Annotated in this window: 10 protein-coding genes; 5 read left to right on the top strand and 5 right to left on the bottom strand. The window is 43.9% G+C overall.

Going from position 1 to position 12505, the window contains the following annotated elements; all coding sequences use genetic code 11:
- Positions 1 to 5: 5 nt before the first annotated feature.
- From pflA to ABMY42_RS09645, 4 genes are all read right to left on the bottom strand, one after another.
- Positions 6 to 746: a pyruvate formate lyase 1-activating protein gene (gene pflA / locus ABMY42_RS09660; protein ID WP_005446703.1), complete on the bottom strand. Its 741-nt coding sequence runs from the start codon at positions 744 to 746 to the stop codon at positions 6 to 8.
- A 144-nt stretch (positions 747 to 890) separates the two neighbouring features.
- Positions 891 to 1868 carry a lipid A deacylase LpxR family protein gene (locus ABMY42_RS09655; RefSeq protein WP_009698308.1) on the bottom strand — a complete coding sequence of 326 codons (978 nt, stop codon included), beginning with the start codon at positions 1866 to 1868 and terminating at the stop codon, positions 891 to 893.
- Positions 1869 to 2020: 152 nt separating this feature from the next.
- Entirely contained in the window at positions 2021 to 4297 is a 2277-nt protein-coding gene (gene pflB / locus ABMY42_RS09650) for a formate C-acetyltransferase (protein WP_038898170.1), read from the bottom strand.
- A gap of 306 nt (positions 4298 to 4603) precedes the next feature.
- Complete coding sequence (locus ABMY42_RS09645) at positions 4604 to 6151, bottom strand: DUF3360 family protein (RefSeq protein WP_005446706.1); 1548 nt, start codon at positions 6149 to 6151, stop codon at positions 4604 to 4606.
- 457 nt (positions 6152 to 6608) lie between these two features.
- Here ABMY42_RS09645 and ABMY42_RS09640 point away from each other — a divergent pair, with 457 nt between their 5' ends.
- The 5 genes from ABMY42_RS09640 to ABMY42_RS09620 all read left to right on the top strand — a co-directional run bounded on the left by ABMY42_RS09640 (position 6609) and on the right by ABMY42_RS09620 (position 11331).
- Positions 6609 to 7970 (top strand): flagellar sheath protein A, encoded by a 1362-nt coding sequence (locus tag ABMY42_RS09640; RefSeq protein WP_239969041.1) that lies wholly within the window; start codon positions 6609 to 6611, stop codon positions 7968 to 7970.
- Between the two features lie 237 nt (positions 7971 to 8207).
- Positions 8208 to 8978, top strand: a complete 771-nt coding sequence (locus tag ABMY42_RS09635; RefSeq protein WP_005446708.1) for an ABC transporter ATP-binding protein — start codon at positions 8208 to 8210, stop codon at positions 8976 to 8978.
- 79 nt (positions 8979 to 9057) lie between these two features.
- Positions 9058 to 9828 (top strand): ABC transporter substrate-binding protein, encoded by a 771-nt coding sequence (locus ABMY42_RS09630; protein ID WP_009698306.1) that lies wholly within the window; start codon positions 9058 to 9060, stop codon positions 9826 to 9828.
- A gap of 81 nt (positions 9829 to 9909) precedes the next feature.
- Complete coding sequence (locus ABMY42_RS09625) at positions 9910 to 10650, top strand: ABC transporter permease (RefSeq protein ID WP_005446710.1); 741 nt, start codon at positions 9910 to 9912, stop codon at positions 10648 to 10650.
- A 3-nt stretch (positions 10651 to 10653) separates the two neighbouring features.
- Positions 10654 to 11331, top strand: a complete 678-nt coding sequence (locus tag ABMY42_RS09620) for an ABC transporter permease (RefSeq protein ID WP_349266259.1) — start codon at positions 10654 to 10656, stop codon at positions 11329 to 11331.
- A gap of 366 nt (positions 11332 to 11697) precedes the next feature.
- On the opposite strand, the gene xthA is transcribed toward ABMY42_RS09620, so the two are convergent.
- Complete coding sequence (xthA, locus tag ABMY42_RS09615) at positions 11698 to 12504, bottom strand: exodeoxyribonuclease III (RefSeq protein ID WP_349266258.1); 807 nt, start codon at positions 12502 to 12504, stop codon at positions 11698 to 11700.
- Position 12505 lies beyond the last annotated feature (1 nt).

Genomic DNA, 12505 nt, shown 5'->3' with positions numbered 1-12505 from the left:
GCTACTTAGTATTTCACATTTGAGTGGTATTGGGAAAGAATTGACTGGATTTCGTCCATAGTTTCTTTAGATGGAGGATTTACACCATCAAGAGGATATTCAACACCAAGCGCCTCCCATTTGTGTGCGCCAAGTTTGTGGTATGGCAGAAGCTCTACTTTTTCAATGTTATCCATATCTTTAATGAATTCACCAAGCATATGAGCGGCTTCTGGTTCGTCCGTGTAGCCAGGAACAACCACATAACGAATCCAAGTCTTTTGACCAATTTTATGTAGATAACGAGCAAAGTCTAAAACACGACGGTTAGACACACCAATGAAGTCTTGGTGAATCTCATCTTTCATGTGTTTTAGGTCAAGCATGACTAGGTCAGTCGCATCCAACACTTCATCGATCACGTCGGTGTGTTTACGGATGTAGCCGTTAGTATCCAAACAAGTGTGAATGCCTTCTGCTTGAGCAGCGCGGAAGAAGTCACGAACGAACTCAGGCTGAAGCATCGCTTCACCACCGGAACAAGTAATGCCACCACCTGATGCGTTCATGAAGTGACGGTAAGTTTTTGCTTCAGCAATAATCTCTTCAACCGTAACTTCCTTGCCATCATGCGTGTCCCATGTATCGCGGTTATGGCAATACTTACAACGCATTAAGCAACCCTGCAAGAAGACGATAAAACGGATACCAGGTCCGTCTACGGTACCACATGACTCAAACGAGTGAATACGACCAGTTGTTGACATCTTTTGCTCTCATTTTTAATAAATTCTGACCGTTATTTTATTACAAATTGCAGGGTTAAAACAGTCTAAGTGGGCTTTCGTTGGCGAGATATTGAGCAAAGACAACGGCGAATGAAAACTCACACGCCGTATGGGGAGATTTCTTTAGAAGAAGGCGAACAAAGACAAAGAGCCTGTACCGTAAACGTCAGTTTGGGCTTCCTCATAGTCTGGCGTTTTCACTGTAAATGTTAAGCTTGCGCCATAGTTTTGGTTGTACCAAGCCGCACCTGCAACGGCACTCGCTTGCCAGTTCTGTAGTGTGACATCATATTGGTCTGATGGCTCTGGTAGACCTGAACGGTCGCCTTCAATAGTGATATCGTTAAAGCGGTAACGACCTTCAAAGCCCGTGAATAAGAACCAACTTGATGTGCTCTTAGCTAACATGCTGGCATGGAATGGACTTTCAACGCTGATGTTTGCGGCACCTATGCTGTTGGCTAAGTTAGTACCCCAACGAAACATGACACCTTGTGAAACGTCACTTCGGAAATTACCCGCGTTAATATCGTTAACGTTGGTGATTTCCCACTGTGTCGTTTTGCCCTCGCTACGCATCAATTTGTTGAACGCTCGGTAGCCGACGCTAAACGCCAACTCGTCATCAATTTGGTAATCCCAACCTTGTGGATCGGTTGAACCAGTAATGCTATGAACCAGCTCTTGCGCCTTTTCAGAGAGTGAGCTCTCACCCGTTGCACCGATAGTGAAATTGTAGCGAACAGCTTTATCAGCGGTGAGTGAGATATAGTTGATTTCAGTGTGTAAGTAGCCCGCGTAAGGACGATCGTTGACAAGTGGGTAGTCGGCTTCGATGTCACTTGGCGTGTACATTTTATGCCCAAGCACTAATTCAATCTTATCGACGTTGCTTTGGCTAGAATCATTTAATGTAAACCATTTCCATTCTGCGTCTTCACGCAATTGTTCAGTCGCGTAAGAGAGAAAAATACCATTGGTATAATCTTGGTCAACGCCAAAAATGCCATCGTTATCGAGAGTGAAAGAGACTGTGGATTTGGTGGATGCGATTGCTGCCGGTGATAGCAGCGCAAGGATGAATAATTTACTGAGTTTCATAGTGTATGTTTGCAAGCTTTTTACGCATCATACGGAAGATCCCAGACAAAATCTTTTGTAATGTCACAACTTTAGTTCAAGAAACAAAAAAAGGTCGATGCTTTTCAGCATCGACCTTTGTTCTATCACTTAAAGTGCTAATTCAATCAGTCTTATAGAGACTCAGTGAATGTACGTGCGATTACGTCAGCTTGTTGCTCTGCAGTTAGAGAGTTGAAGCGTACAGCGTAACCAGATACACGGATTGTTAGCTGAGGGTATTTCTCTGGGTGCTTAACAGCGTCTTCTAGAGTTTCGCGGTTAAGAACGTTCACGTTTAGGTGTTGACCACCTTCGATACCAGATTCATGGTGGAAGTAACCATCCATTAGACCAGCAAGGTTAGCACGTTGTGAACCTTCATCTTTACCTAGAGCGTTAGGTACGATAGAGAACGTGTAAGAGATACCATCTTTAGCGTGAGCAAACGGTAGTTTACCTACAGACGTTAGAGACGCTACAGCACCTTTTTCGTCACGACCGTGCATTGGGTTAGCACCTGGTGCGAAAGGAGCACCTGCGCGACGACCGTCAGGCGTGTTACCAGTCTTCTTACCGTATACCACGTTTGAAGTGATAGTTAGGATAGACTGAGTAGGGATTGCGTCACGGTAAGTCTTAAGCTGACGAATCTTGTTCATGAACACTTCAACAAGTTCACAAGCGATGTCATCTACGCGAGCATCGTTGTTACCGAATTTAGGGTAGTCGCCTTCGATTTCGAAGTCGATTGCTACGCCATCTTCGTCACGAACTGGTTTAACTTTCGCGAATTTGATTGCAGATAGTGAGTCAGCTGCAACAGATAGACCTGCGATACCACAAGCCATAGTACGGCGAACGTCACGGTCATGTAGAGCCATTAGCGCAGCTTCGTAGCTGTACTTGTCGTGCATGAAGTGGATGCTGTTTAGTGCAGTCACGTACTGCTTAGCTAGCCAATCCATGAAGTGGTCTAGTTTGCCCCATACATCGTCGAAGTCTAGAACTTCGTCAGTGATCTTAGGCATTTGAGGACCAACTTGGATCTTCAGTTTCTCATCCACACCGCCGTTGATAACGTATAGAAGAGTCTTAGCTAGGTTAGCGCGAGCGCCGAAGAATTGCATGTGCTTACCAATGATCATTGGAGATACACAACATGCGATTGCGTAATCATCAGACTCGAAGTCTGGACGCATTAGATCGTCGTTCTCGTACTGGATTGATGAAGTATCGATAGATACTTTTGCACAGAACTTCTTGAAGCCTTCAGGTAGTTGCTCAGACCAAAGAACAGTGATGTTTGGCTCTGGAGAAGGACCCATTGTGTATAGAGAGTTTAGGAAACGGAAGTTTGAACGTGTAACTAGCGTACGACCGTCAAGACCCATACCACCCATAGACTCTGTTGCCCAGATTGGGTCGCCAGAGAATAGATCATCGTACTCAGGAGTACGTAGGAAACGAACCATACGTAGTTTCATTACGAAGTGGTCGATCATTTCTTGTGCGTCAACTTCAGTGATCTTACCTTCAGCGATATCACGTTCGATGTAGATATCTAGGAAAGTAGAAGTACGACCTAGAGACATTGCTGCGCCGTTTTGAGATTTAACAGCTGCTAGGTAACCGAAGTAAGTCCACTGGATAGCTTCTTGTGCAGTTTCAGCTGGACGAGAGATGTCACAGCCGTATTTCGCAGCCATAACTTTCATTTGACCAAGTGCACGGTGCTGCTCAGCGATCTCTTCGCGAAGCTGCATAGTCATCTGTAGATCTTCACCGTTCTCAAAACGCTCTTGTAGAGACTTGAATTGAGCTAGCTTGTCTTGCATTAGACGGTCGATACCGTATAGAGCAACACGACGGTAGTCACCGATGATACGACCACGACCGTAAGCATCTGGAAGACCAGTTAGAACGCCTGATTTACGACATGCTAGGATATCTGGAGTGTAGATATCGAATACGCCAGCGTTGTGCGTTTTACGGTATTCTGTGAAGATTTTCTTAACTTGTGGGTCAAGCTCGCGATCGTAAGCTTTGCAAGAACCTTCAACCATACGGATACCACCGTTAGGGATGATTGCACGCTTAAGAGGAGCTTCAGTTTGTAGACCTACGATAGTTTCTAGGTCTTTTTCGATGTAGCCTGCATCGTGAGCAGTGATGGTAGAGATAACTGAAGTATCGAAATCAACAGGAGCGTGAGTCGCGTTCTCTTGTTTGATACCTTCCATTACCTTAGCCCAAAGCTTGTTAGTCGCTTCAGTACCTTCAGAAACTAGGAAAGATTCGTCGCCTTCGTACGGAGTGTAGTTCTTCTGAATGAAATCACGAACGTTTACTTCGTTTTGCCAGTCGCCTGCAGCAAAACCTTCCCAAGCTTTAGCAAATTGCTCTGCCATGACATACCTACCTTTGTAGTAGAAAAAAATACGTACTGGTTCGCCGTTGAGCCAGCTATCTCCACTGTTAAACGGAGAACAGTACACTCTTAATGAATAACAATATTTATAGTCTTAAATAAGAAAGAGTGGGTCATAAAACTATAAATATTGTCACTGCTAACAATGTGGGTTCTTCCCAACCACAATTCAAGGCTACACTAAAAAAATTTTGCAAACCTTAAACTAAATCAATAAATCCTAAAAAATCTCGATAAAAATTGGGTAGCGACGAGCGCTACCCACACAATTTTTGAACGAATGTCATTATAGCCAAGCTTTAATGCCATATTGTCCTTCTAGCATACCTACTGCAAGCATAGCGACTAAACAGATAACAAGTACACCTACAGGGATCACAATCTTATCGACAAAGGATAGACGAGAAGCGCGCTCTTTATCACCAATCAGACCATTGTTGTCTAGCAGCATAGTCAGTGCCCAAGCAAGAACTGGGTTAACGACTGCAGAACCAAAGATACAGATACCTGCTGCTTGAGAATCTTTCGAGTCTTTCACCATCTGCATACCTGCTTCAAGTAGAGGTAGAGATACACCTACAAGAAGAGCAACACGCATTACTGGTGGCCATACTGCGATATCCATTGGGAAACCAAGGATTGCAATGATCATTACCAGAAGACCTAGAAGGATTGCACCGCCAGGGATAGGGCGTTTTGCGATCGCTGCTGGGATCATGTAAGTACCCCAAGATGAAGTGATGTTACCACCACCTACTGCTGTACCTACCATCTGACGGATAGAACACATTGTCATTGTGTCATCTACGTCCATCAATACTTTTTCTGTCTTTTTAGGGTAGTTCAATTCTTGGAAGATACGGTGACCTAGGAAGTCAGGAGACCACATTGCCACGGCAAGGATTGCAAATGGTAGAGATGCGATGAAGTGTTCCATGTTAGGAAGACCTAGCATCCAACCTTCTTCAGTACTGCCCCACCAGTAAACAGGGTTTAGGTTAGGAAGACCTGTTTCAGTGACGAATTTAATATCGAAACCTGCACCTAGTACTAAAGCGATTGCAAGACCAGTGAAAGCACACACCGGAATAGCAAGCCAACGCTTGTTCACTTTTGCAAGGAATGCGTATAGTGCGATAGTGACTGCCAGTACGATCAGACCAACATAGCCCATGCTACCAGCTTCAACAGTAGAAGATTGCAGACCAACTGCCCATTCTTGAATCGAAGTAATCTGGCTCATGGTACCAGTCAAACCCAAGAAGATAAGCAAGCCACCGGCTGTACCTTCCGAGGTGAGGTTCACCAGTTTGGAGCCGCCTTTTAGGAAACTCAATAGAAGACCGAACACACCGATTAGAATTGCCAATGCAAGAGGGTGAGCACCAGCAAGAGCGATGGTACCAATAAGAGGGATCATTGGACCGTGGTTACCTGCAAGGTTGGCTTTAGGGTTAATAAAACCAGAAGCAAGTACACAGAAAAGAAGTGCAGGGATAAGCATTTCTACACGTGCAACTTCGATAGCAAAATCTTTGCCCAAGTTGACGTGGTCCCATGCTGCAGTAAGACCTTCAGCCCAAGACATCATTACCGCAGAGTACATTGCGATAATACCGATAGTACCAGCAAGTGCTGGAACAAGGTCTTCAAGCTCAAAGCGGAAGTCACGACCTGGCAAGTTCAAGCCAAATCGACGTGGCTTCATAATTTGTAGTTCGTGGTCTAGGTAGTCTGAACGGCTTGCGAACTCAGATGATGGACGATGAAGCTCGCGGTAGCTTTTAGTCTCAATATCCGAATCAGAGTGCGCTTTATTAACTGCGTCTGACATAGATTCCTCATATATTTAAAAGTTATGAATTCTAAATTGAATTGTGTTTTTCCGCTTCCTGCGGCACGTCCTATGCTAGCTATTATTAGATTTTGTCACACGAATATCTCGTGCCTAAGCATAGCTAATAACTTGTTGTGTTGAGGCACAAAAAATTCCTCATCATTGGGGCGGAGTCTAACAAGATAGCCCTTTGGGGTGATTGATTTAGATCACTTTAAGAATAGATGTGAAAGAAAACTACAGAAAGTGTCTGGCATGCGAACAACTTGGTTATTTCGTGTGTAATTCGATTACACAAGTTGCATAAAATTAGATGTGGTTTTGCGGAAATAATACTCAACGATATTTATTGATATCATTCATGAGTGATATTAAAAGCTGGCTTTATTCTTGCTTAGTACCGAGCAAAGACGATTTTTTGGCTAACCATTGCCGCTCAGTTTAGGAAGAAGACATGAAACAGCTTAAAGTACTGCCGCTAGTGGCAATCATTTCGGGATTAATGGTCGGTTGCGGTGGCGGTGGCGGCGGTGGCGGTACTAGCACTCCATCAGACTACGTTTCTCTTACTTTTATTCAAAAAGTGACAACTACAACTGACAATTCCGCTACTTGTACAATTTTTGACAAAGTAAGTAAAGATAACGTAACAACATATACTTATGCGCGAAAGGCTAGCGATGTAACAGTTTACATCCACGACTCGAAAGGGAATATCATTGATACTAAACACCCAGATAGTAACGGTGTTCTATCTATTGACAAATACCCTTTGGAGGCTAACAGCTACATTACAGTCATAGACTCTCCCAGTGATAGTGACCCTTTCTACAAAGCTTTGTCTATCCAAAAAGAGTATCTTGAGTCGCAACTTATACAAGTTAAAAGACCTCAAGTTGGGGGTTGCTATTCCGCGGATATTACACCTGTGCCTCAGAAGGGTTATATCTTGGCTTCTACTTTAAACGCACAGGCTGACAGCTATCAGTTTTTGTCTTCTCAAGAGGGCAGTAGTATCGGGACATCAAACTCTAAGGAGGTTGGGAAGCTTGCCGATGAATCTGTTCTTGTTAAAGGTATCCTTAATGGGAAATTATCTGGTTACGAATTCACAAATAAATTAGGATCTGAATCAGCCCCTTCTATCGCAACATTGGAAAGCCTCGATACAGATTTAGGCTGGACAAACCTTTTTGTTCCAACATCGAATCTTGAATCGCTAAACATTAGCTTAAATAAAGGTATTTATAGTTACCCGTGGGTAACTCCAGATGTTACTGCGGAAGAAGCTTTTCCTATATCGAGTATTGAGAGCGAGTACCATTACCAGGCATCTGGAAAATTAACGACAGGTTGGAGCTTCGAGACTGTCGGCGAAATTTTAGGTTCCCTTGATGTCAAATTGCCGGACTCACTGCAAACTTACGATGTTAAACCATCCATCATCGCCTCTGGAGTAAATGGAGTTGTACGAGTTACAGGTGTTGACTCTTCTAATGAGTTAGTTGTGCGAGCGAAATATACTCAAAGTGTTAACTCTCCAACAATTAAAACTCTTGAGCACGTTATTGTTGGTAAACCTACAGGATCACAACTTGTGATTCCAGATTTGACTCGTACGGGGCTTTCATCTGCTAACCCAGAAACTTTGGCTGTGGACGCTTATGAGTATGACAATTTGTCAGAAGCACAAGTTCAAAATCTATTGGCACAGTATGAGAATGAAGACACCGTCGCATTGGTCGTAAAACCGAGTCAAAGAGCCAAGCACAATACTGACATCCGTACTCTAAAGTACACGAGATTGTCACGATAATTGTTAAATAAATTGCCAATCAAGCCCCTCCTGTGAGGGGCTTTTTTACGTCTAATATTCAGCATTAAAAGAATATATTGCTAAAAATTGCATATTCATTTGATTGTTGTATCTATCTATTCGAATTATTTAGGTTAATAATTTGTTGCAACTTACGGTGGGTGGTGATAGTTTGTTCCAATTCAAAGAGGGCGGAGTCCCTTAATTGCAGTGACAAAAACACAGGGAGTAAGGCGCATGAATGATGTACCAGCGCTAGATATAAAAGACCTGCACAAAACATTTGGACAAAATGAAGTCTTGAAAGGCATTTCACTTGCCGCTCATAAAGGTGATGTTATCTCCATCATCGGCTCTTCCGGTTCAGGTAAGAGTACCTTCCTTAGATGTATTAACCTTCTTGAAACTCCGACCGCCGGTGAAATTTGGGTAAATGGTGAACTTATCCAGATGAAGAACAACCGAGCAGGAGAGTCAGTTCCAGCTAATGAGAAACAAGTTCAGCGCATTCGCTCTCGTTTAGCCATGGTGTTTCAAGGCTTTAATCTTTGGTCACATCTAACCGTTCTAGAAAATGTGATTGAAGCACCAGTTCATGTGCTTGGCGTACCGAAAGCTCAAGCCATCGAAAACGCTGAACTGCTTTTGAAAAAAGTGGGATTGTACGAACGTAAAGATTACTACCCTGGACATCTATCCGGAGGTCAACAACAACGTGCTGCTATTGCTCGTGCTCTTGCTGTTGATCCAGAAGTGATGTTGTTCGATGAGCCGACCTCAGCACTCGATCCTGAGTTGGTTGGTGAGGTGTTAGGAGTAATGCGAGATTTGGCAGATGAAGGGCGAACGATGTTGGTCGTTACCCATGAAATGGCATTTGCGCGTGACGTATCTAACCATGTGATGTTTTTACATCAAGGCTTAGTGGAAGAACAGGGAGATCCAGCTAAGCTATTTACAAACCCAGATTCAGAACGATTACAGCAATTTATCTCATCTATCTACTAATATTTCTTGGGTGGCAGTCTTTTGCCACCCATAAGCACAACAATCAAAACCAAATAAAAGCAATCACAGGAGTATGGAAATGAAAAAGTGGTTATTAGCAGCAACGCTTGCTGCAACAGCAGTGTCTGGTGTCGCTCAAGCGAAAGAATGGAAAACCGTTCGCTTTGGTATTGAAGGCGCTTACCCTCCGTTTAGCTGGACAGAAACGGACGGCTCTCTAAAAGGCTTCGACGTGGATATGGCGAACGCACTTTGTGAAGAGATGAAAGTGAAGTGTCAGATCGTTGCTCAAGATTGGGATGGAATTATTCCTTCTCTACTTGCTCGTAAATACGATGCGATTATTGCTGCAATGTCGATCACTGAAGAACGTAAGAAGAAAGTCGACTTCACAGGAAAATACGCGCTGATTCCAAACAAGTTCATCGCTAAGAAAGGTGCAAACCTAGATTTTGATAACCTTGATGGTCAAAAAATTGCCGTGCAGCGTGCAACGACTCACGACAAATACCTGACAGATAACTATGGCGACAAAGTTGAAATCGTGCGTTACGGATCATTTGACGAAGCGTACCTAGATCTTGCAAACGGTCGTGTTGCGGCAGTGCTTGGTGATGCGTCTGCACTAGAAGAGGGTGTTTTAAACAAAGCTGGTGGCGATGCTTATGAATTTGTTGGTCCTTCACTAACGGATCCTAAGTGGTTTGGTGATGGTTTTGGTATTGCAGTTCGTAAGCAAGACAAGGATCTAACGAAAAAGCTCGATGCAGCTATTTTGTCACTACGTGAAAAAGGTGTTTATCAAGAAATCGCAGGTAAATACTTTAACTACGACGTTTACGGCGAATAAGCTGTAATTAAGCGACCGTTGGCTTGTTCCTAGAAGTAACCAACGGTCGATCTTTTGAGTTTAGGGATTAGGAACTCACCTATGCTGGATCTACAAGGATATGAAGCCTCGATCTTAAAAGGGGCTCTAGTAACCATCGAAGTCGCAGTACTTTCTTTACTTTTAGCGGTCATTCTCGGAATGCTGGGTGCATTGGCGAAATTGGCACCGTACAAGTGGGCAAGAGCAGTTGCGACGCTTTATACCACTATCATTCGTGGCATCCCTGATTTAGTTCTGATGATGCTTATCTTCTTTGGTGGTCAAATTCTACTTAACAATAGCCTTTACTCGATCAATGAAACACTCAATGAATGGTTTACTGCAAGTGACCCAAATCATGAGTGGACTTCGTATTTGCCAGATTACATCGATGTCAGCCCCTTTATTGCTGGCGTTTTAACCATTGGGTTTATCTTCGGTGCATACATGGCAGAGACGTTTCGTGGCGCTATCATGGCGGTAGACAAGGGTGAACTAGAAGCCGCAAAAGCTTATGGCATGAGCCCGATAATGTCGTTCCGAAGAATTCTATTGCCTCAAATGATCCGACATGCTTTACCAGGCTTTGGTAACAACTGGTTGGTTCTACTGAAAACGACCGCGTTAGTATCCATCATTGGTCTGGAAGATATGGTGCGCATTAGCTCGTTGGCTGCGGGTACAACCAAAATGCCATTCACTTTTTACATGGCGGTTGCAATCATCTTCTTGTTCTTTACCAGTGTTTCAACAGGCTTACTTAAGTTGGTTGAACGTAAATTTAGTATTCACGCGAGGTAAACCATGGATTTTTCATTGATAATTGAAAGTTTCCCGGTCTACCTAGATGGATTGTGGACGACGGTATGGCTTGTTGCGTTAGCACTGGTGATTGGGTTAGCCGTATCGATTCCTCTTGCGATTACACGTAATAGTGCAAACTACGCACTAAGCCTGCCTTCATGGGCGTTTATTTACTTTTTCCGAGGCACTCCTTTGTTGGTGCAGCTGTATCTTATCTACTACGGCATGGACCAGTTTTTTCCGGTAAAAGACACGCTTTGGGAAAACGCATGGTTTTGTGCGCTGGTGGCGTTTGTTCTCAACACGTCCGCTTATACTGCTGAAATTATTCGCGGGGCAATCAATGGCTTGCCGAAGGGAGAGGTAGAGGCAGCTAAGGCATACGGTATGAGTACGTTTATGACTTACCGTCGCATTATTCTTCCAAGTGCTTTGCGTCGCGCGTTACCTGCCTACTCGAATGAGGTTATCTTCATGCTTCATGGCAGTGCGGTCGCCGGCATCATCACCATTATGGATCTGACAGGTGCAGCACGTTTGGTGAACTCAAGATACTACGCACCATTTGAGTCATTCTTGACAGCGGGACTCTTCTACATGGCGCTGACATTTATTATTTTGTGGTGCTTCAAAGTGGCAGAGAAGCGCTTCTTGGCGTACCTAAGACCATTGAGCTAACAAGATGGGTTGTTCATTCCACTTCATGTAGGACAATACAAACATCAAAAAAGAGCGCTTGTTGGCGCTCTTTTTTATTTCTCGTCGATGTTAGGGTCTGTTGACCTTTTGCGGTTAAATTTTGTTCGAGATAAAAGCGTTTTAATCGCGGCGAGAGGTTTGTAGCCTAGTTATTCTAAGCAAAATCCTCTCAACAAAGAGTAAAACGCTTTTAGCCGAACCCTTCGGGCAGCGTTTGTGGCTCCTTTCTACTGCGTTATCGGCTTATCAGGTAGGGCAACTACATTTCAAAGCCTCTGCCTTGTATAAAGAACCCACAAACTGCTGCAAAAATCAGCTCAAAAGGTCAACAGACCCTAGTAAGAACTACTTGAAGGTTGACCAGATTGGCGCGTGATCTGAAGGTTTTTCAATGCCTCGTAATTCATAGTCAATATCGGATTCTATGCATTTTTCCGCGAGTGATGGTGTTGCCAAAATAACATCAATACGAAGACCACGGTTATCATCGAAGCCACGCGAACGGTAATCAAACCACGAGAAGCGGTCATCGACTTTAGGGTGTAAGTTACGGAAAGTATCTTCAAAGCCCCAATCTAGAAGCGTTTGCAACCACTCACGCTCTTCTGGTTGGAAAGAACATTTACCCGTTTTCAGCCAACGTTTACGGTTTGGTTCGCCGATACCGATGTCCGCGTCGATTGGGCTGATATTGATGTCGCCCATGACAATCAGCTGCTCATCGTTAGTGTGGTGATCGTTGAGGTAAGCCATCAAGTCTTTGTAGAACTGACGCTTGTATGGATACTTAGTTTCGTGAGCAACGTTATCGCCTTGCGGGAAATAACCGTTAAGAACCGTCACTTTTTCACCGTTTTCATCTTCAAACGTCGCCATGATCATGCGCTTTTGGTGTTCTTCATTATCGGTTGGGAAACCTTTTTGAACGCTGATAGGCTCTTGTTTACATAGCATTGCCACACCGTAATGGGCTTTTTGACCGTGAAAGTAAACTTTGTATCCCATTGCTTCTACATCGTCGATAGGGAAGGCTTCGTCGTGAACTTTGATTTCCTGCAGACCAATCACGTCAGGTTGGTGCTTGTCGATGAGGGCTTGGAGTTGATGCAGACGCGCACGAAGTCCATTGATGTTAAAGCTAATTACTTTCATT

Origin of the sequence: Vibrio sp. SSH13-20 (genome assembly GCF_040104475.1) — a bacterium.
GTDB classification, from domain to species: Bacteria; Pseudomonadota; Gammaproteobacteria; order Enterobacterales; family Vibrionaceae; genus Vibrio; species Vibrio harveyi.
The sequence above is the reverse complement of the archived record's forward strand: the minus strand, read 5'-3'. Positions and strand labels throughout refer to the sequence as shown.